The organism is Fischerella sp. JS2 (genome assembly GCF_032393985.1).
Lineage (GTDB): Bacteria > Cyanobacteriota > Cyanobacteriia > Cyanobacteriales > Nostocaceae > Fischerella.
In genome coordinates this window covers 3,593,163-3,613,003 of record NZ_CP135918.1, presented here as the reverse complement: position 1 = coordinate 3,613,003, position 19,841 = coordinate 3,593,163, and the positions used below count along the sequence as shown (strand labels likewise).

At 41.0% G+C, this 19,841-nt stretch carries 18 protein-coding genes and 1 pseudogene; 10 read left to right on the top strand and 9 right to left on the bottom strand.

All coding sequences use genetic code 11. The features are described from left to right. Positions 1 to 9 precede the first annotated feature (9 nt). Positions 10 to 1,167: a DUF58 domain-containing protein gene (locus RS893_RS15290; protein WP_315784673.1), complete on the bottom strand. Its 1,158-nt coding sequence runs from the start codon at positions 1,165 to 1,167 to the stop codon at positions 10 to 12. A gap of 242 nt (positions 1,168 to 1,409) precedes the next feature. Here RS893_RS15290 and RS893_RS15285 point away from each other — a divergent pair. Then, a pseudogene (locus RS893_RS15285) lies at positions 1,410 to 2,641 on the top strand (type IV pilus twitching motility protein PilT). A gap of 151 nt (positions 2,642 to 2,792) precedes the next feature. On the opposite strand, the gene RS893_RS15280 reads toward RS893_RS15285, so the two are convergent. Together RS893_RS15280 and typA are read right to left on the bottom strand one after the other, a co-directional pair. Beyond that, positions 2,793 to 3,380: a Uma2 family endonuclease gene (locus RS893_RS15280; protein ID WP_315791990.1), complete on the bottom strand. Its 588-nt coding sequence runs from the start codon at positions 3,378 to 3,380 to the stop codon at positions 2,793 to 2,795. A 334-nt stretch (positions 3,381 to 3,714) separates the two neighbouring features. Further along, a complete protein-coding gene (typA, locus tag RS893_RS15275) occupies positions 3,715 to 5,505 on the bottom strand; it encodes a translational GTPase TypA (RefSeq protein WP_315784668.1) in 1,791 nt (596 codons plus the stop codon). A 300-nt stretch (positions 5,506 to 5,805) separates the two neighbouring features. Between typA and RS893_RS15270 the strand changes: the two genes are divergently transcribed. Together RS893_RS15270 and RS893_RS15265 are read left to right on the top strand one after the other, a co-directional pair. Then, the gene (locus RS893_RS15270) at positions 5,806 to 6,036 is read left to right on the top strand and encodes a DUF433 domain-containing protein (RefSeq protein WP_315784665.1); all 231 of its coding nucleotides are present in this window, start codon (positions 5,806 to 5,808) and stop codon (positions 6,034 to 6,036) included. Between the two features lie 81 nt (positions 6,037 to 6,117). Beyond that, entirely contained in the window at positions 6,118 to 6,693 is a 576-nt protein-coding gene (locus RS893_RS15265) for an HD domain-containing protein (RefSeq protein WP_315784663.1), read from the top strand. A gap of 109 nt (positions 6,694 to 6,802) precedes the next feature. On the opposite strand, the gene RS893_RS15260 is transcribed toward RS893_RS15265, so the two are convergent. From RS893_RS15260 to RS893_RS15250, 3 genes are all read right to left on the bottom strand, one after another. Further along, on the bottom strand, positions 6,803 to 7,225 hold the full coding sequence (locus RS893_RS15260; RefSeq protein WP_315784660.1) for a hypothetical protein: 423 nt from the start codon (positions 7,223 to 7,225) through the stop codon (positions 6,803 to 6,805). Positions 7,226 to 7,430: 205 nt separating this feature from the next. Then, entirely contained in the window at positions 7,431 to 8,183 is a 753-nt protein-coding gene (locus RS893_RS15255) for a DUF1995 family protein (protein ID WP_315784657.1), read from the bottom strand. 181 nt (positions 8,184 to 8,364) lie between these two features. Beyond that, positions 8,365 to 9,531, bottom strand: coding sequence for a cysteine desulfurase family protein (locus tag RS893_RS15250; RefSeq protein ID WP_315784654.1), 1,167 nt, complete (start codon positions 9,529 to 9,531; stop codon positions 8,365 to 8,367). 172 nt (positions 9,532 to 9,703) lie between these two features. On the opposite strand from RS893_RS15250, the gene RS893_RS15245 reads away from it, so the two are divergent. From RS893_RS15245 to RS893_RS15235, 3 genes are all read left to right on the top strand, one after another. Continuing rightward, positions 9,704 to 11,113 carry a phospholipase D-like domain-containing protein gene (locus RS893_RS15245; RefSeq protein WP_315791989.1) on the top strand — a complete coding sequence of 470 codons (1,410 nt, stop codon included), beginning with the start codon at positions 9,704 to 9,706 and terminating at the stop codon, positions 11,111 to 11,113. Between the two features lie 607 nt (positions 11,114 to 11,720). Next, positions 11,721 to 13,199: a carotenoid oxygenase family protein gene (locus RS893_RS15240; RefSeq protein WP_315784651.1), complete on the top strand. Its 1,479-nt coding sequence runs from the start codon at positions 11,721 to 11,723 to the stop codon at positions 13,197 to 13,199. 4 nt (positions 13,200 to 13,203) lie between these two features. Then, on the top strand, positions 13,204 to 13,875 hold the full coding sequence (locus RS893_RS15235; protein WP_315784649.1) for a DUF2834 domain-containing protein: 672 nt from the start codon (positions 13,204 to 13,206) through the stop codon (positions 13,873 to 13,875). A 21-nt stretch (positions 13,876 to 13,896) separates the two neighbouring features. On the opposite strand, the gene RS893_RS15230 is transcribed toward RS893_RS15235, so the two are convergent. Next, positions 13,897 to 14,028 (bottom strand): hypothetical protein, encoded by a 132-nt coding sequence (locus tag RS893_RS15230; RefSeq protein ID WP_315784646.1) that lies wholly within the window; start codon positions 14,026 to 14,028, stop codon positions 13,897 to 13,899. A 179-nt stretch (positions 14,029 to 14,207) separates the two neighbouring features. Between RS893_RS15230 and RS893_RS15225 the strand changes: the two genes are divergently transcribed. From RS893_RS15225 to RS893_RS15215, 3 genes are all read left to right on the top strand, one after another. Continuing rightward, positions 14,208 to 14,519, top strand: coding sequence for a ChaB family protein (locus tag RS893_RS15225; RefSeq protein WP_315791988.1), 312 nt, complete (start codon positions 14,208 to 14,210; stop codon positions 14,517 to 14,519). A gap of 223 nt (positions 14,520 to 14,742) precedes the next feature. Continuing rightward, positions 14,743 to 15,936 carry an NAD(P)/FAD-dependent oxidoreductase gene (locus RS893_RS15220; RefSeq protein WP_315784643.1) on the top strand — a complete coding sequence of 398 codons (1,194 nt, stop codon included), beginning with the start codon at positions 14,743 to 14,745 and terminating at the stop codon, positions 15,934 to 15,936. Positions 15,937 to 16,321: 385 nt separating this feature from the next. Further along, entirely contained in the window at positions 16,322 to 16,969 is a 648-nt protein-coding gene (locus tag RS893_RS15215; protein WP_315791987.1) for an HAD family hydrolase, read from the top strand. A 113-nt stretch (positions 16,970 to 17,082) separates the two neighbouring features. Here RS893_RS15215 and RS893_RS15210 read toward each other — a convergent pair whose 3' ends face one another. Then, entirely contained in the window at positions 17,083 to 17,481 is a 399-nt protein-coding gene (locus tag RS893_RS15210; protein ID WP_315784642.1) for a DUF4278 domain-containing protein, read from the bottom strand. 496 nt (positions 17,482 to 17,977) lie between these two features. Between RS893_RS15210 and RS893_RS15205 the strand changes: the two genes are divergently transcribed. Continuing rightward, positions 17,978 to 19,051 carry a tetratricopeptide repeat protein gene (locus tag RS893_RS15205; RefSeq protein ID WP_315784640.1) on the top strand — a complete coding sequence of 358 codons (1,074 nt, stop codon included), beginning with the start codon at positions 17,978 to 17,980 and terminating at the stop codon, positions 19,049 to 19,051. Positions 19,052 to 19,128: 77 nt separating this feature from the next. Here RS893_RS15205 and RS893_RS15200 read toward each other — a convergent pair whose 3' ends face one another. After that, positions 19,129 to 19,824, bottom strand: a complete 696-nt coding sequence (locus RS893_RS15200) for a TrkA family potassium uptake protein (protein ID WP_315791986.1) — start codon at positions 19,822 to 19,824, stop codon at positions 19,129 to 19,131. Positions 19,825 to 19,841: the final 17 nt, after the last annotated feature.

Here is a 19,841-nt window from a genome sequence, read left to right as displayed (position 1 = left end):
AGTAGCCTATCAACTCAAAGCCTGTTGTAGCTGGAGTTGTAGTGATTGCCCTGGTTGCACAACAATCCCGGAATAGTCTCGATTCACCACTACTTGTTCTGTTGCTGTTTGCAGATTTTGCCACAATAACCAACGACTACCACTTGGAAGCGAAGAAAGGGTTAAGGGATTTTGGGTGAGCCAAATTAATGCTTCATTTGTAGGAGGAAGATTTGTAGCATCTTCACCAGGATGAGTTGCTGCTAAGGATTCCATAACGACGCGATCGCCTGTGACTAAACCTGTAAATGCTGTCCACATTTGTACTTGTATTTGCTGTTTTTGTGCGTAAACATACAGTGAAGCTGCGGCAATTACTGCTTGTTCAAAACTTGATTCTTCCCATTTAGTACTGCTATCAAGGGCAATAACTGTCTTTTGTGCCGCAGTAATAAATTCTAACTCTCGTAACCGCAATTCCCCGTAACGAGCGCTAGTACGCCAGTGAATTAGACGCATGGGATCACCTATGCGGTAAGGACGTAGCGATCGCACCAGTCCTTCGTTGGCTGTCTGCAAAGGTAGACCACGAGGATCGCCTCTGCGACTGTCTTCTTGCCCAATTCTATCTATCAAAGGACAACTGACAAGGTTTAACACTGGGGGATAGACTATGACCCTCGCTGTACATTCACGCTGGCGACGACACCAAAACAGCCCTAAAGGCGCACCACTAGCTAGTTCAACAGTCTCCCAGCGATAAATACCCCGGCGTTGGGTAGGGTAATAGTACATCCAACGGTAAGTGTTCTGAGGCAGGATAGTTTCTATGGCTTGCTGTTGTGGTTTTCCCAAGATGAAGGGTAGCACATCTGCAACTTGCAGCAAGTTAACTGGCTTCTTTGTAGGATTGATAATATCCAATTCAACCTTTAGATCGTTTCCAGCTGTGACTGGTGAAATTGGATGGCGCTTAACTACTAAATGAAAGAGCGATCGCGGTGGTAAGACAGCAGCTATACCAAGTAAGGCAAAACTAATCCCACTAATCGCATAAAGCCAGCCAGCCATTGTATTAATCGCAGCCCCAAAAAAGCAAATAGCGATTCCTGTCAATACCCAACCACTGTATGCAGGAGTAGAAGCACGGATTTCTAACCAATTAGTAATAGGTTTAATAATTTTCATTGTTGATCGGTAATGGTAATTGGACAATATCAACAAATAACTTAACCTATCAATGTCTGAAATTCATAATACCTACGCGTTTTTCTGAAGAGTTGATGAAGTTAATTATTTCAATAAGTAGATTAACTGATTAGATTTACAATCTAAGAAAGTTCAAGTTTTAATTTGTATATTTTTAAAGTTTAGTTAAACCGTTGCTTTGAAATTTATCTGTAATTTGTTTTTACTAAAGGATATAGTAAATGAATAATGAAACCACTGCTCCAATGGTGAATTCTAAGCTTTCGCATTTACCACTACCGCCACCACCCAATAAAGCTTTGTTAGAAAGAATAGGAAAAATCCATAAAAATGCTATTTCTCTTGAGAAGATAGTGCGTGATGCCTATACACAAAAAGCCTCTGATATTCATATTCGTGTTGGTGAAATACCACGATTACGGATTCGAGGCGAAATGGTAACTTATCAGTCAGAAGCAATAGTGACATCAGAAATTTTTGAAGCTTATTTATCAGAAATTCTCACTCAATCTCAACGCCAAAAATTTGCAGAAACCAAGGAATTAGATACAGCGATTTATTATCCTGGATTTTTGCGCTGTCGTGTCAACTGTTTTGAAACCTTGACAGGTGGGGCAATTGTATTAAGGCTCGTTACACTCGAAGTTCCTGCAATTGATAGTTTAGGTTTGCCGCCTATCCTCAAAAAATTATTCATAAAAAACAAGGCTTAATATTAGTTACTGGTGCAACAGGTGCAGGCAAATCTACTACTCAAGCGGCGATGATTCGCCATTTAAATGAAACCACAAAAAAACATATTATTACCATTGAAGACCCGATTGAATATATTCACTCTTCCCAAAAAAGTTTAATTAGTCAGCGAGAAGTGGGATTACATACCCAGGAATTGCACCAGGCTTTGCGTTCAGCTTTGCGTGAAGATCCAGATGTAATTTTGATTGGAGAAATGCGCGATCGCATTACAGTAGATACTGCAATCAAAGCTGCACAAACAGGTCATTTAGTGATCGGAACTTTACATACCAAAAATGCGATCGCGGCGATTAATCGCTTACTCAATATTTATAAACCTGATGAACAAGCAGCAGCAAAAGTGCAAATTATTGATTCCTTAGTTGCTGTGATTGCTCAAATTTTGTTACCCACAACCGATGGAAAGAATACAGCAGCAATGGAAATTTTAATTAATACGCCCACTATGCAAGATTTTCTCCTCAAAGGTGAGGAAATAGAAGCCTTGCAACTAATGGAAAATAGTACCAACGAAGGGATGCAAATCATGAATCAAGCCCTTTGCAAGTTGATGCTATCTGGTCAAATTACCATTGAAGACGCGCTGAGTGTCTCCCCCGATATTGGTGACTTGCGGCGTCGCGCCCGCAATGATGGGATTAACCCATCTCATTCAACTCGACGGAATTTAGGTTATTCTGACTTTTTTCCAAGATAACAGGACGTACGCAAAAATCGCAAAGGATTCTTAGAGTGTGCGTAAATCCTATACTCAACATATGAGTCCAAAAACTCTGCGTACCTCCGCGCTAACTCCGCGTTCCTCTGCGTTAAAAAATATATTACTTCGACTTCCCTAGTACTGTAAATTAAGAAATTTTGTGAGGAAAAACAGCAGATAAATCCAGCAATGGAGGTGAGGCTATAGATAATTCAACTGATTGATTCGCTAAAAATATGCGTTTGAAGCGGTAGCCAAAATTATTTTGAGAATCTTTATAAGGTTCGCTGTAAGCTTCTAATTGATTAGTAACTACATTAAATATCCAGTAGTGAGAAATTTCAGCCTCGGCATACAAAGGCATCTTAACATCGCGATCATAATCTAAAGACGAATCTGCAATCTCAATGACTAGAAAAATATCTGCAGGTGTGGGGTGTGCAGATAAGTAATTATCGGGAGTGGAACGAACTATGGCAAAATCGGGTTCGGGTTCACTGTCTGATGGTAGAGTTATAGGATCTTGGCATCGTAACTCAGCTTTACCAGCGACTAATTGTGCTAGTTCTCGAATTAAATTACTGCAACAGGTTGTGTGTGCTGTTCCTTTGGCTACCATCTGTACTAGTTCACCGCGAATGAGTTCGACACGTTCGTCTTCGTGGAAAAAACCTAGTTCAATTAAACGATGGTACTCGTCTAGTGTAAAGCGTCGCGTTGTTGTCTGGCTCAGCATTTGAGTTGCAGTCAAGGTTTGTATGTCTTTTCTATTTTTACAAATTTACTACTTTAGGGTGTTGGTGCGATCGTCCCAGATAAATTCCTCAGTCTCGTAACCAACTGAATAGATTTTCCACAGTCAAACAAAAATCTTTGGCAAATTCTGGTACTGGTAATTGTACCTCTGGTTAATCATAAAAAGTTGTTGGTTGATCCGAGGTGTTTGTACCATTGTAATTTTCCTCAATATCTTCAGTCGCACAGCTTGTATTTGTCATTGTACAAATTATGACCAGACAAAAAAATAGAGACGTGCCATTGGCACATCTCTACAGATAATCTATTGTTAATTAACGTTTTGCCAACTTCTTCGCCATCTTCCGCAAACGAATTGATTTGGGTGTAACTTCCACCAATTCATCTGGACCGATGTATTCCAAAGCACGCTCAAGACTCATTTCTACTGGTGCTTGCAACTGTACTAACTCATCACCACTAGCAGCGCGGTGGTTGGTAAGCTGCTTAGTTTTGCAGACATTTAATTCTAAGTCTTGGGGACGATTGTGTTCACCGACAATCATACCCTTATAGACTTTTGTGCCGGGAGTAATAAAGAATACACCTCTATCTTCGGCGTTCTTCATTGCATAGAAGGTGGAAACACCTTCTTCAAAAGCAATCAGTACACCTTTATTACGGGCTTCAATATCTCCACTGAGGGGGCGGTAATCAAGGAAACTGTGGTTCATAATCCCTTCGCCCCGTGTCATCCGCATGAATTCACCCCGAAATCCGATTAAACCACGCGCGGGAATGACAAACTCTAGTTGGGTGCGTCCATTACCACCAACTTGCATATCTTGCATTTCACCGCGACGTTGTCCAAGGCGTTCAATACAGCTACCAACACCATCTTCGGGAACGTCCAGTACTAGAAGTTCGTAAGGTTCACAAGGTTGACCGTTAACTTCGCGGTAAATTACCTGTGGCTGAGATACTTGGAATTCGTAGCCTTCACGGCGCATGGTTTCAATCAAGATACCCAGGTGTAACTCACCACGACCGGAAACCAGGAATTTATCAGGAGAGTCGGTTTCTTCGACGCGGAGGGCGACGTTAGTTTCTAATTCGCGGAAAAGGCGATCGCGCACTTGTCGAGAAGTTACCAACTTACCTTCTTGACCTGCGAAGGGTGAATCATTCACCCAAAAGGTCATTTGTAATGTTGGTTCATCGACTTTGATCAGTGGTAAAGCCTGGGGTTCGTTAGGATCAGTGATTGTTTCACCAATATTCGCATCGGCAAAACCAGCCACTGCCACAATATAACCAGCAGAGGCTTCTTCCATTTCTACCCGCTTCAAGCCTTCAAAGCCCATCAATTTCGTGATTTTGCCCTTGACAATATTTCCACTTTCTGTAACTAAGGCGGCCTGCTGTCCCATGCGGATTGTACCGTTGTGAATTCTACCGATCACAATCCGTCCCAGATATTCAGAATAATCTAGGGTGGTGACTTGCAATTGTAATGGCTTGTTGACATCCCCTACTGGTGGTGGAACATGACGAAGAATAGCATCAAACAGGGGCTGCATGTCCTTAGGTTCGTCATCCAAGTCATTTTTGGCATAGCCACTTAAACCAGAGGCGAACAAATAGGGGAAATCACATTGATCTTCGTCTGCACCTAGTTCTAGGAACAGGTCTAAGACTTTATCAATTGCACCATAGGGATCAGCTTGCGGGCGATCAATTTTGTTGACGACGACAATCGGGCGGAGTCCCTTTTCTAAGGCTTTCTTCAACACAAAGCGGGTTTGGGGCATGGGGCCTTCATTGGCATCTACAATTAGGATGCAACCATCAACCATCCCAAGAACCCGTTCCACTTCGCCGCCAAAATCAGCGTGTCCGGGAGTGTCAACAATATTGATCAGCGTTTCTTTGTATTTAACAGCAGTATTCTTAGAAAGAATAGTAATGCCTCGTTCCCTTTCCAGGGCATTGGAGTCCATGACGCAGTCCGGAACGTCTTCCCCTTCACGGAAAATGCCGGATTGTTTGAGAAGAGCATCAACGAGGGTTGTTTTGCCGTGATCTACGTGGGCGATAATAGCGACGTTACGGATTGGGAGCGTCATAATAAGCGCGTTCCAGTACTTTAAAAGGGGTTACAGTTTATATATAGTGGTGGACTGCTTTAACAGAATTTGAGGGAAAATACAGATTCTGTAAATAAGCCTTAACAATTCTACAATTCTATCGTAATCTAAATTATTCCAAGGCAACGAAAAAGCTTTCGGCTAGTAAGCCTAGTATGTGGTCAGTGCGTTCGTAGTGAGGACTTCAGTACTCTTCATTCCTATTTTCATGCAGCCTTTACAGTTTTAGTCTTAAGCTACTCTAGACTTGGAGAGGTATTACGTAGTTTATAAGCAACTATGAGCTATCGCGATATTATTACGATTGAGCCAGACAAGCGAGGTGGTAAGCCTTGTATTCGGCGGATGCGGATTACTGTATATGATGTTCTAGGTTGGTTAGCAGTGGGTATGTCTCATGCAGAAATTTTAGAAGATTTTCCTGAGTTGACACAAAAGGATATTAGAGCCTGTCTAGAATTTGCTGCTGATCGCGAACATCGTTTAGTTGCTTCGGTAGGTGCTACTTGAAGTTGCTTTTTGATCAAAATTTAAGTCGTAAGCTGGTTATAAAAGATTTTTCCCCTTAGATCGCATTGGTACAATTGAATAATGTTATCAGAACGCTTTACCCAAGCCCTTACCTACGCTACCCAACTGCACGCGAACCAGGTTCGCAAAGGTTCAGGTGTTCCCTATATTGCTCATTTGTTGGGTGTTGCTAGTATTGCCTTAGAATATGGGGCAAATGAAGATGAAGCGATCGCTGCACTTTTGCATGATGCAGTCGAGGATCAAGGCGGTGCTGCTACACGGGAAGAAATTCGCCGTCGCTTTGGCGATAATGTAACTGCAATTGTCAATGGTTGCACTGACGCCGATACTACACCTAAACCTCCGTGGCGAGAACGTAAAGAAGCATACATTGCTCATATTCCTACTGCTTCCTCTTCTGTGTTACTTGTGAGTGCGGCTGATAAACTGCACAATGCCCAATCAATTCTTAAAGATTATCGGATTTTGGGCGCATCGCTTTGGCAACGATTTCAAGGAGGCAAAGCAGGTACGCTTTGGTATTATCGGGCATTGGTAACTGCTTTTTACCAAACTGGTTCTAGTCCAATTTTTGCAGAATTAGAACGGGTAGTTTCGGAGTTGGAGAGGCTGGTAGTAAAAGATGAGAGGTAATTTACATTTGATGAAAATTATAGCAATGACCACAGTCGCGACATTTGATTATGAGGATGCTTACTGATCACTGTTAAGTGATCACTGACTGAGATCCTTTTGAAACTTGTCACTTGTTGATCAAGTTTTTTAACTTTGATGTGTCTAAGCTGATTTTCCAAAAGCCTTCTAGAGGTGAGGATAATATTTGACGATCACCAACTAAATCACTGTCATATTCCAACCCAATACTAAACGTATCACTTAGAGGAATCTGCCCTAATTTGCCAAAGCCTTCAATCTCGTTTGGATCAGTTATATCCGGCTGCTTTAACTGAATAGTTGTTTGGTATCCACCATTAAAATAGATTGTGGCTCGATTCTGTTTGAAGCTTACCTGAACGTCGTAAACTCCACCTGTTGCGTAATAGTAAGCTTTGGCGTCTATCTTTTTGTTATCTATATTTTTCCCCTGATACTCGGCTGCTGTGGCAGGTAAATCTAACATAAATAGACCAGTAACAGCAGCTATAATTAGCTCTGAGATTTTCATATTTGCTCTCAGTTAAAGTTTGAATGAGCTATATCTTTTATGGTAGAGCATAGCTTAAATAGTAATAGTTATAACAATGCGATCACTATTAGAATAGAGTAAAACAGAAGGCTGATATTACCTCTATCCCTATTCCTTGTTCCCTTTTAAAAACACAAATCCCCGACTTATTAACAAATCAGGGATCTAGAAAATTTGCGAAGTTCTAATTCCTTAGTGCTTTGATGAACCTCTGCAAACCCCTAAACACACTTGGCTTTTTCCCTGGTACTGCTGCGGTAGTTTCTCCTTGTGCTGTTGCTGTTGCGGCTTGTCCTTTAGCAAGAATCATGTCTAAGTCGTCGCCGGAGGGTTTTTGTGGTAATTGTGCGATTTTTTGATACTCTCCGTTATTTTCTACCAAAATTTCCCATAATCCAGGATAACAACGAAATAATGCGACATCTGGATATACAGAACGCAAGTAGTAACAAGATTCTATTGTGCTAAGAAAACGGATACGGGTTTGCCTAGCAGCGTAACCAATACCTATCTTGCCGGCATCTTCCAGAAAAGGATTTAGCATTACTAAGGGGCGATCGCCTATTACCGCACAAATTTTTTCTAATTGTGGCACTTCTGGGGAACCAGGGGCGATAAACAAGAAAATTTCATCTTCTGGTTGAACTTTTGAGTCAATAGAGGCAGCCCTACCAGTACCGATATCGGTGATTTTAAATGGTACATCTGTCCAGTCGCGACGGGCAAGACCAGCACCACCCGCATCTGCAAAGAAAACTTTGAGTTTGTCGTTGTATTGTGCAAACATGGGCAGAAATTGCTGGGCTACCTCCATCAATTTCAATTCTGGAAACAACAACTCAACTTGTAACCGAGTATAGCCATCTGCAATCGCGGCTTGGGTAGCTATACGCGCTTGGGCGATCGCATCTTCTAAAGAGTTTGGTAGTTCAGCCATCTTAAAAAATTTTGGAATGAAATTGTTAGTAGATAGTAGATAGTAGTTAGTAGTTAGTAGTTAGTAGATAGTAGATAGTAGTTTATCTAAATCTTTAACCAATAACCACTAACCACTAATGTACAGACGCGATGTTCCTCGCGTCTCTACCCACTAACCAATAACCACCAACCAATAACCACTAACTAATCACAACCAATTCTACAGGTGATAGTCGCTGCAAAACCTGCTTGAACACCATCGCTACCCAATCTACATCGGCTGCGGTGGTATCTCGCCCTAGTGTCATGCGTACACTGGCGAAGGCTGCTTTTTCTGAGTAACCCATTGCTAACAAAATTGGGCTAGGGCTGAGTTTACCACTATTACAAGCAGCCCCAGCACTAACTCCAATCCCAGCGCGGTTTAATTCTCGTACTAAAGTTCTACCACTGACTTTTTCACCATCGGCGTGTTCTAAACAAAAGCTGACATGGTGGGGTAAACGATGAACTAAATCACCTGTAGGTATTAATCCGGGGATGTCTATTAACTGCGAAAACAGGCGATCGCGCAACTGCATCAACCTGGGTGTTTCGATCGCCATTTCTTGGGCTGCTAATTCGGCGGCGACACCAAACCCAGCGATCGCGGGTACTGCTTGTGTTCCGGAACGCGATCGCTTCTCTTGTCCTCCGCCACCCAGCAAGGGAACCAATTCTAAGTCTGGACGCACATACAACGCCCCTGTACCTTGCGGTCCGTAAATTTTATGGCTAGAAAGACTCAGTAAATCCACAGGCAAATTTTGCACATCAATGGGTAAGCGTCCTACGACTTGGACTGCATCTGTATGAAACAAGACGCCAGCGCTGTGGGTAATATTTCCCAATTCGGCAATTGGCTGGACTGTACCCACTTCACTTTGTCCATAAATTACTGACACTAATATAGTGTTGTCTTGCAATGCTGCTTTTAAATCCAAGGGGTTAACTCTACCTTGGCTATCAATAGGGAGGCGAGTCACTTGCCAACCCCACTGTTCTAATAACCGTGCCGGTTCAGAAATAGCGGAATGTTCCACATTGGAAATAATTAGATGTTGGGGTTTGCTATACAAACGGGCAACACCCATAATTGCTAAATTATCTGCTTCTGTACCACCAGAAGTAAAAATAATTGATTCCGCAGGTGCATTGATGAGTGCGGCTACCTGCAGCCTAGCTTGTTCTAGTACAGTTGCTGCCCGTTGTCCCCATTCATGCAAACTAGAGGGATTACCCCACTGTTGAGTGAGGACTGTTTGCATTGCTGCGATCGCTTCTGGGCGAGTAGGAGTAGTAGCACTGTAATCTAAATAAATTTGCATAGACTCTCTAGTCAATACACTGGGCAACGGGCTGTCTCTATTTTCAGCTAATACAGTTAATTTTTCTATTTTTGACAATCAGGGGCATTATATTTACTCTCCTATGCGTTTAATAACCTTACATCATGGGAATGATAAATTTGTCCAACCAAGTAACTTTTATCAAACCACTGTGTCTTTTTTCTCTACCCAATGGCGTTTTTCTTCTATATTTTTAGTAATACTAACTTTCAGCGCTTGTCAACGAGCCAAGTTTGACAATCAGCGGTTAAAACCACTACCGCAAGATCCATTTGTACAAGTTTACTTTAACCATTCTCAGTCTTCCGAATACTTAGAACCTTATCGTCACCAAGCTCATCAGGGAGATGATTTAGAACAATTAATTGTTGAGACTATCTCCCAAGCAAAATCAACAATTGATGTGGCAGTGCAAGAATTACGTTTACCTAAAATAGCACAGGCACTTGTAGACAAGCAAAAAGCAGGCATAAAAGTTAGAGTAATTTTAGAAAATAATTATAGTCGTCCTTGGAGTAGTTTTACTGCTAACGAGGTGAAGAAATTAGATAAAAGAGAACAAGAACGCTATCAAGAATATAGGTTATTTGCAGATAGTAACCAAGATGGAAACCTGAGCCAAGAAGAAATTACTCAGACAGATGCATTAGTAATTTTAAAGCAAGCCAAAATACCTTTGATAAATGACACCAGCGATGGTTCTCAGGGTAGCAGCTTGATGCATCATAAATTTGTAGTTGTAGACAATCGTTTTGTGGTCGTCACCTCTGCTAACTTTACCATGAGTGATATCCACGGTGATTTTACTAATACTAACAGCTTGGGTAATGCTAATAATTTATTAAAAATTGACAGTCCCGAAATAGCAGATTTATTTACCAAAGAATTTAACCTGATGTGGGGTGACGGAGTGGGCGGTAAGCTTGACAGTAAATTTGGTTTGCAAAAACCTCTACAAAATTCTCATCAAATTATCTTAGGCGATAATCAAATCACAGTCAAATTTTCACCGAACTCTCCCACACAGCCTTGGAATTATAGCAGTAATGGTTTAATAGGTAGTACCTTAAATTCAGCAAATAAATCTATAGATATGGCTTTATTTGTATTTTCTGAACAGCGTTTGGCAAACATACTCGAGATGCGCCACAACGATAATGTGAAAATTCGCGCCTTAATTGAATCGGGTTTTGCCTATCGTCCCTACAGTGAAGCATTAGATATGATGGGGGTAGCTCTCACTACAAAATGTCAAAATCAAGTCGATAATCATCCTTGGAAAAATCCCATCACTACTGTAGGCGTACCTGTTTTAGCCAAAGGTGATTTATTGCATCACAAATTTGCCGTTATAGATCATAAAACAGTAATTACTGGTTCTCACAACTGGACAAAAGCAGGTAATAACAGTAATGATGAGACACTTTTAGTAATCGAAAATCCCATAGTTGCCGCTCATTACCTAAGAGAATTTGACAGAATTTATGCCAATTCTAGATTAGGTATTCCACCAAAAATTCAGCAAAAAATCAAAGCACAAACGAAAGAGTGCCAGAAATAACTCATAATTAGTACTTCCTAACTACTAGTAATAACCATGACTATCAATTACACCATCTCATGACATAAATACAAACGAAAAATCATCAGTGTCCATCGGTGTGCATCGCCTTGCACGGTGTTAGATTCATCAAAAATATCGCGGTTTGTGAGCAAATTTAGTGGAGAAAAAAACGAACACAGACAAACACAAATGAACACCGATAAATACCATACCACTAGACCGCCAACGCCCAATACATCTGTGTGCATCGGTGTTCATTTGTGTTCGCTTTTTCAAACATAATCTTGGTCACAGCTTTAATTTTAATCAAAGTTACGAAAAAACTTTAGCTACTACCAAAAGTATGATATATATATGAAAATTTTTCTTTATAAATAAACCCTTCTCTAGAAAGAAGAAAAACACTCATTTACATTCATAGCATCAGAATATTGTAAATTTTCGCTCCTCAAAAATTATAAACACCTTGGAGATAAAACATTATGAAACTAAACTTAATGCTATTTTGGGTAATATTGGCATTCGTAATTGTAGGAGCGCTCGCATTAATTATTCAACCTTATATCGATACTCATTGATGTTGATGTAAGTAAACTTTGATATCATGCAAACAACTCGCTCACACCAGGAAATCTCTCTTCAGTCTAAACCCTACACCATCGAAGACTGGCGGGGAGGTAATCGTTCCCTTAAGCAAGAATTCGCATATCCCATTAAAGATGTAGAAGGAGAAATTCCCACCAATCTCAACGGCACCTTGTTTCGTAATGGCCCCGGACTACTAGATGTTTTTGGTAGGCGTCTGCATCATCCATTTGATGGCGATGGCATGGTGTGTGCGATCTCATTCTCCAACGGACGCGCCTATTTTCGTAATCGCTTTGTCCGTACCGAAGCTTACTGTGCTGAAGGCTTAGCAGGACGAATGCTATATCGGGGGGTGTTTGGTACACAGAAACCAGGAGGTTGGCTAGCAAATGCTTTTGACTTGCGAAAGAAAAACGTTGCTAACACCAATGTAATTTATTGGGGTGAAAAACTGCTAGCACTATGGGAAGCTTCCCATCCCTATCGTCTAGATCCCAAGACACTGCACACTTTCGGGATAGAAACCCTTGATGGTGTGTTACATAAAAATTCTCCCTTTGCAGCCCATCCCAAGATTGATCCAGGTGATGAAAATCGGGAACCCCGTTTAGTCAACTTTGCCATTAAACCAGGGCCACTGACAACAATTAGCGTTTATGAATTAGACTTAACAGGCAAAGTAGTCCAACAACACGATCATAAAATTCCCGGCTTTGCCTTTATCCACGACTTTGCCATCACGCCTCAATATTGCCTATTCTTTCAAAACCCCCTTTCCTTCAACCCGCTACCCTACATCCTGGGTTTTCGGGGTGCAGCAGAATGTATCAAATTTGAGCGCGATCGCCCCACAAAAATCTGGATTATTCCCCGTAACCCCACTCAAGAAGCCCAAGTCATTGACACAGACCCCTGTTTTGTTTTTCACCACGCTAACGCCTTCGAGCAAGGCAACGAAATTATTGTAGACTCAATTTGCTATGAAAGCTTTCTCGCCATTGACCATAACCTCAATTACGAAGAAATTGACTTTGATAGTCGTCCTCCCGGGCAACTCTGGCGTTTTCACCTCAATTTACAAACTTCCACATCCCACCGACACTTAATTCATCAGCGTGCTAATGAATTTCCCTTTATCAATCCTGCATCTATAGGTAAACCTTATCATTGTGTGTACTTAGCAGCTGCCCATCAGCTAGAAAGCGATGCACCTCAGCAAGCGATCATCAAAGTCGATCCGGAGTTTGGCGAACAGCAATTTTGGAGTGCTGCACCTAAAGGATTTGTTGGTGAACCTGTGTTTGTACCTTGCACTCCGACAAAAGGGGCTGAAGATGATGGCTGGGTACTAACCCTAGTCTACGATGCCACTTCTCACTGCAGTGACGTAGTAATTTTAGATGGAAAAAATCTAGAAAAAGGTGCGATCGCCCGTCTCCACCTCAAACACCATATCCCCTATGGGTTACATGGTAGTTTCACCTCCGAAGTGTAATGCTATGGCTGTGAGAAAAATCATTCTGGCGATCATCTGGCTAGGTTTTACTGCTTACACTATATGGTTAGCCCCCCTAGATCAACCAGATACCCTACCTTTGGTAGTCAAACTGTTGACATTCCAATACGGACAACTCAATGCCATTATCCCAACAATATTTTGGCTAATGGGTGTCTGGCCGATGATTTATGGCTGTCTGATGTTTGCTGATGGCAGAATGCAAAACTTGCGTGCTTGGCCCTATTTTATTGGTGCAAATTTTACTGGTGTCATTTGTCTTTTGCCTTACCTAATTTTGCGAAAACCTCATCAAGAATTTGATGGTCAAAAAGATAAATCGCTAGACTTTTTTGATCGGCGTTCCACAGGAATTTTTCTTTTAGTAACTACTATTAGCTTACTAATTTATGCAATTATAGCTGGCAATTGGCAAGATTACATTTATCAATTTCAAACTGTACATTTTGTACATCTGATTAGCTTAGATTTTTGTTTAATGTGCCTGACATTTCCTCTGACTGATTTATTTGATGATGATATGGCACGCAGAGGAATTAAAGATACTCGTATTTTCAGGATGGTGGCACTCTTACCTTTATTCGGGTCATTACTTTATATCTGTCTACGTCCACCTCTGCAAAGTAATTTATCAAGCTTACTTCAATTGATCTAGTGGTATGGCATTTATCGGTGTTTATCGGTGTTCATCTGTGTTCGTTTTTCCCTCTACTAAATTTGCTCGTAAACCGCGATATTTTTGATGAATCGTAGACACGCTCATTGGCTTTCCGTAGCGTACACCGATGCACACAGATGGATTATTCATGTGGATTTAGTCTTAATATTCGTGTTTCTTCTCTAAAAACAATAATTAATTCACATTAGACACAAATTATTACTCCGGGTTAAGCCAAATATATGCTTGTAGAAAGAGGAGAATCGCTCTTACGGTTTTTACGATGAATATCAAGACTAATTTGAGATAAAGTAATTCGGAGTGGAATGATGACTGATATTAACGTAAACCAATCAGAAAATACAAATAATAACGTTGAAGAATCACCAGAATCAATTAAAAATAACAATGCTGGGATTTTAACTGAAGAAATTAAAGGAGAATTGCCTCAAGAAGCTCAACAAATTTTCGCTGCTGCTTTCAAAGCTGCCCAAAGTGATGGTATGAGTGAAGAGGGCGCTCGTCAAGTTGCTTGGAACAGTGTGAAAAATCAATATGAGAAAGGTTCTGACGGTAAATGGCACGCTAAAGGCGAAGTTACTGCCCAACATTACAAAGCTGTAACTTCTGGTGGTAATTAATTGCTATAACGCATTCCATAAATTGTCTTGGTGTCTTAGTGCCTTAGTGGTTTAATAAAATTTATTTTTTCACCACCAGCACCAAGATACAAAGAAATAGAAGGCGGTTTGTGATTGCCACAAACCGCCTATTGAATTTAATACTGTTTATTAAGAAAAATCCTGGAATAAATTATTAAACTGATAGAAGTTGCCCTACTGGGATGCATAGCCCATTATACACATGAGCGAACATAAAACAAGAATCTGTATACTGGGTGGAGGCTTTGGTGGCCTCTACACAGTTTTGAGGCTGAGTCAGTTACCTTGGGAGTCTTTACCCAAGCCGGAAATAGTTTTGGTAGATCAAAGCGATCGCTTTGTTTTCTCTCCCCTGCTTTACGAATTGCTAACTGGTGAATTGCAAACTTGGGAAATTGCCCCTCCGTTTACAGAATTATTAACAGATACGGGGGTACGTTTTTATCAAGCTGCTGTGTCGGGAATTGACACACAACAGCAAAGAGTATATTTACAAGATGGACCGGAAATTGGCTATGATCGCCTAGTTTTGGCGCTGGGTGGCGAAACACCTTTGGATATTGTACCTGGTGCAACTTCTTATGCTTATCCTTTCCGTACAATTGCTGATACATACCGCTTAGAAGAGCGCTTGCGAGTGTTGGAAGAGTCTGATAGTGACAAAATTCGTGTGGCAATTGTTGGTGGTGGTTACAGTGGTGTAGAGCTAGCATGTAAACTAGCAGACAGGCTGGGGTCAAGAGGACGCTTTCGGTTAATAGAACTTACTGATCAAATTTTGCGAACCTCGCCAGAGTTTAATCGCGAAGCAGCTAGAAAGGCATTAGAAGAACGAGGTATATTTATTGACTTAGAGACCAAGGTAGAAGCGATCGCCCAAGATACGATTTCCCTGGAATATAAGGGTCAAGTAGATATTATTCCTGTGGATTTGGTAATTTGGACAGTGGGAACGCGAGTCTCACCTGTAGTCCGCAATCTGCCTTTTAAGCAAAATCAACGTGGTCAAATTACGACTACACCAACCCTCCAAGTCTTGGATCATCCAGAAATTTTTGCATTGGGAGATTTAGCAGAATGTCGCGATGCGGAAGGACAACTAGTCCCCGCTACTGCCCAAGCAGCTTTTCAACAAGCCGATTATGTAGCTTGGAATATTTGGGCAAGTCTGACTCGTCGTCCTCTAATTCCATTCCGCTACCAATACTTAGGTGAGATGATGACGTTGGGGACAGACAACGCAACTCTGACTGGTTTAGGGATCAAATTAGAAGGTTCTTTGGCTTATATCGCCCGTCGTCTAGCTTATTTGTATCGAATGCCAACTTTAGATCATAAACTCAAAGTAGGTTTTAACTGGCTAGCTCGTCCTATTATAGAGACATTATCACAATAATAGATGGTGTATTAAGCGTCTGTTTTCAAACTGCCTAACACCCTTGATACTAATTTTGGATTTTAGATTTTGGATTCAGAGTCTTTACCAAAAAGATATTCCAGCAATCTCAAATAATACTACTTATCCCTCTTTGGTATTAAAGGTGAACAGTAGTCACAATAACGGGTGAAATTCCCAAAAGCGTGCTACTTCGGCTAGACAAACTCAGTCTGTTTGTGCGGATAAAAAAAATCATACTTTGGGCTTTGCATATGTAACTCCAGGTTTGGATCTGTGAGATGATTAGCTTGAAAACATGCTTATCGTCTTGTCGTTAGACATGACGCTTTACACCGAATATATTATTTCTTCAAAATCTAAAATCCAAAATAGTCATAGGTTGATGGAACGACCGAAAGTTATTTTTTTAGATGCAGTTGGCACTCTCTTCGGCGTCAAAGGCAGTGTAGGTGAAGTTTATAGCCAAATTGCCCAGGAGTTTGGTGTCGAAGTCTCTGCCGAAACTTTGAATAAAACATTCATCCAGAGTTTTAAAGCCGCACCACCACCTGTGTTTGCAAATGCCCAAGAACAAGATATCCCGCAGTGGGAGTTTGAGTGGTGGCTTCGCATTGCCTCCGATACTTTTCAAAAAGCAGGTGTTCTAGAGAAATTTTCTGATTTTTCGGCTTTTTTTAGCGAAGTTTACATCCATTTTGGCACAGCTGAGCCGTGGTTTGTCTATGCTGATGTTTTACCATCTTTAACAAACTGGCAAAAGATGGGGATTGAACTGGGGATAATATCGAACTTTGATTCCCGCATCTACTCTGTATTGCAGGCTTTGGAACTGAGAGACTTTTTTAGTTCCATTACCATTTCTACGCAAGCAGGCGCAGCCAAACCCGATCCCAAAATTTTTACTATTGCTTTAGAAAAACATAACTGTCCACCAACAGCCGCATGGCACATTGGGGACAGTATTGCAGACGATTATCAAGCGGCAAAAGCAGCTGGATTAAGAGGTATTTGGATAAATCGTCAAAAGTAGAGGCGCTTTGTGCCTCTACTTTTGTTGGTTGGTGGTTGGTGGTTAGTGGTTAAATATCTCTCATTCACTACTAACTACTAATGTACAGAGGCGATTAATCGCGTCTGTATCCACTAACTACCAACCATCATTTGCCTTGCCTCATCCTCTAATAAACGAATGAGAGTTTGATCTCCTTTTTCTCTCGCCACTTGCAGGCGATGTTCTAAATTGCGGCGGATATGGTTAAGATGAGCATTTGCTAAGTCTTGACCAGATTTTTGTCCTGTTTTTTCAGTAGCGATCGCTTTAGGCTGTCTGCGTAGTTTCATTGCTTCTACGTCTAGAGGATCGCCAACGTAATAAGGCACTCCGCGATACTTCAACTCTGCCACTGGTTGAGGTACACGAATGTGTCTAGGATAATGACGTCTCCATTGCTGGCCACGATACTTACCACCCATTTCCCCTGGAATCAGTTCCACAACCAGGGGATTCGATTCATAATCTACACCGCGATAGGTTAGTTTCATTTGCTTCGCCTCGCTTTTAATTTTTTTTGCAGGTTGGAATTAAATAGAGGCGCGTTCCTTCAGGATTTCTCCCTACTTCCGTCTCTTAAGCTGATTTCCTTCCTCGCTGTCATCAAAAGCGTTATGTTGTCATTGGTTTGTAGTAGCGCTTAGGTTTTACTACAAATTCAATGTGGTATTACAGTCTTCAAGAGATGAACGATTTTATTTCTGTATTTATTGTAACATTTTTCTGATAAAGTCAAGAAATTCGCATAAAAATTTAATTATTTAAATCTTGCCTTCAAATAAATTTGGGGCTATCAGCCAAGGATTTCAATGCTTGCTCTTGATGAATAAACACCGATGCACACCGATGGTTATGGGTTTGCTGTTAAGTTGCTCCCTGTTCTGTTTTCACTAGCATCAAATTAAATTTGTCACAACTTAATTTTTATCTATGTACTGGGTATTCTGACTTTATGAGCATTTAGCAATCAGTACAGGTCTGTCGGTCATGTCTCAAAAATATCAACTTCGCCTGTGGTTTACCGGTCTATCTTCTGCTTTTTTGGTGTTAATAGCACCAACAATGACTGAGTTACCAGGAAGCAAGCTGCTAGCACAAAATGTTGTTTCTCAGAATTTGGAAGCAGCTAGTTACTTTCAACAGGGAGTAATGCGCTATCACCATCAAGATTTGCCTGGTGCAGAATCTGCGTTTCGTCAAGCTTTGCAAATAGACTCTAATATTGCTGCTGCACATAATTATTTAGGTAACATTATGTTACAGCGAAACCGTTTTGATGCAGCCGTACAAGAATATGCAGAGGCAATTAAACTGAATCCCAGCTTGGGCGAAGCTTATTATAACTTGGGCTTGGCATTGCATAAACAAGGACAAGCTGATGCTGCTATTACCGCTTATCGTCAAGCCTTGATTATTAATCCGACGCTGGCAAATGCTCAGTATAATTTAGGATTAGCTTTGTATGAAAAAGGACAGGCGAATGAAGCGATCGCAGCCTACCAAAAAGCAATTAATTTAAATGCCAACAATGCTAATGCTTACTTTAATTTAGCGATCGCACTGCAAGAACAAGGACAATTAGAAGAAGCGATCGCAGCTTATCGCCAAGCCCTCAAAATCAATCCTGACAATGCTGTAGCTTACAATAACATGGGTAGCCTTTTGACTATCCAAGGTCAAACATCTGAAGCTGTTGCTACTTATCAAACAGCTATTAAACGCCTTCCTAATAATGCTGAGGCTTACTACAACTTGGGAGTAGCTTTATATAATCAACGCGAGTTCAAAAAAGCCAGCAGCGCTTTTAAGCGTGCGCGTAATCAATATCGGGAACAGGGTAACACAGAGCAAGCTAACAAAGTTGAACAGTTAATGCAGCAAGTTGCACAGATGCAAGAACCAAAGCAACCCCAAGTTAGTCAAGCCTCAACTGATGACTTACCAAACTTAGACACTTCTGTAGATACACAAGAAAACCCAAGTGAAACTGCCACTCCAGAGGAAATCAATCCCGAAGAAGTACCCTTTTCATTAAAACCATCACCTATGTTTAGGCAGTGATAGTTAGTAGTTAGTAGTTAGTAGATAGTAGTGAATATATTTAACCACTAACCATTAACCACTAACCACTAACAACTTCAAATTGGTAAACGATTAATATCTTTGTTGCAACCAATCACTACAATTGCTGAACCACGTTCAAGACGCTGATTTGGATAAGGATTAATTTGAAATTTGCCATCATGACTTACCGCCAACAAATTCAGTCCATAACGGTTACGCAACTGTAGTTCAGAAATAGTTTTGCCATGAAATTCATCAGGAACAATTAACTCTACAATACTGTGATCTGGGTCGAGATCAAATCGTTCTAATATTGATGGTTTAGTCAGTGATCGCGCTAGTGAACATCCGGCTTCGTACTCAGGAAATACAACATGATCAGCCCCTACTCGTAAAAGTAGTTTCCGGTGAACTTCACTAGAAGCTTTTGCCACTACATGAGGTACACCTCCTTCTTTCATATTGAGGGTAGTGATAATACTTTCTTGAATATAATTTCCAATTGCGACGATCACCGTATCAAATTCAAAAACGCCTGCTTCTTTCAGCGCGGCTGGTTCTGTTGAATCTAGCTGTAAAGCATGACCTACTATTTGGTCAGTTAAAGCATCAAATACTCGTTTTTCATCAATATCTGTTCCTAACACTTGATATCCTGATTTATGTAGGGTTGAACAGACAGCACGCCCGAATCTACCTAAACCAATTACAGCAAATTGATGATTGTCTTTACGCAGACTACGAAAAAAACCTAATGATGACAGATTCACAGTTGTTTCCTTTGTAA

What these genes read in the sequence shown, in the direction of transcription:
- RS893_RS15290 (WP_315784673.1), bottom strand. Translation starts at nt 1,167, where the DNA reads ATGAAAATTATTAAACCTATTACTAATTGGTTAGAAATCCGTGCTTCT.
- RS893_RS15280 (WP_315791990.1), bottom strand. Translation starts at nt 3,380, where the DNA reads ATGCTGAGCCAGACAACAACGCGACGCTTTACACTAGACGAGTACCAT.
- typA (WP_315784668.1), bottom strand. Translation starts at nt 5,505, where the DNA reads ATGACGCTCCCAATCCGTAACGTCGCTATTATCGCCCACGTAGATCAC.
- RS893_RS15270 (WP_315784665.1), top strand. Translation starts at nt 5,806, where the DNA reads ATGAGCTATCGCGATATTATTACGATTGAGCCAGACAAGCGAGGTGGT.
- RS893_RS15265 (WP_315784663.1), top strand. Translation starts at nt 6,118, where the DNA reads ATGTTATCAGAACGCTTTACCCAAGCCCTTACCTACGCTACCCAACTG.
- RS893_RS15260 (WP_315784660.1), bottom strand. Translation starts at nt 7,225, where the DNA reads ATGAAAATCTCAGAGCTAATTATAGCTGCTGTTACTGGTCTATTTATG.
- RS893_RS15255 (WP_315784657.1), bottom strand. Translation starts at nt 8,183, where the DNA reads ATGGCTGAACTACCAAACTCTTTAGAAGATGCGATCGCCCAAGCGCGT.
- RS893_RS15250 (WP_315784654.1), bottom strand. Translation starts at nt 9,531, where the DNA reads ATGCAAATTTATTTAGATTACAGTGCTACTACTCCTACTCGCCCAGAA.
- RS893_RS15240 (WP_315784651.1), top strand. Translation starts at nt 11,721, where the DNA reads ATGCAAACAACTCGCTCACACCAGGAAATCTCTCTTCAGTCTAAACCC.
- RS893_RS15235 (WP_315784649.1), top strand. Translation starts at nt 13,204, where the DNA reads ATGGCTGTGAGAAAAATCATTCTGGCGATCATCTGGCTAGGTTTTACT.
- RS893_RS15230 (WP_315784646.1), bottom strand. Translation starts at nt 14,028, where the DNA reads ATGAATAATCCATCTGTGTGCATCGGTGTACGCTACGGAAAGCCAATG.
- RS893_RS15225 (WP_315791988.1), top strand. Translation starts at nt 14,208, where the DNA reads ATGACTGATATTAACGTAAACCAATCAGAAAATACAAATAATAACGTT.
- RS893_RS15220 (WP_315784643.1), top strand. Translation starts at nt 14,743, where the DNA reads ATGAGCGAACATAAAACAAGAATCTGTATACTGGGTGGAGGCTTTGGT.
- RS893_RS15215 (WP_315791987.1), top strand. Translation starts at nt 16,322, where the DNA reads ATGGAACGACCGAAAGTTATTTTTTTAGATGCAGTTGGCACTCTCTTC.
- RS893_RS15210 (WP_315784642.1), bottom strand. Translation starts at nt 17,481, where the DNA reads ATGAAACTAACCTATCGCGGTGTAGATTATGAATCGAATCCCCTGGTT.
- RS893_RS15205 (WP_315784640.1), top strand. Translation starts at nt 17,978, where the DNA reads ATGTCTCAAAAATATCAACTTCGCCTGTGGTTTACCGGTCTATCTTCT.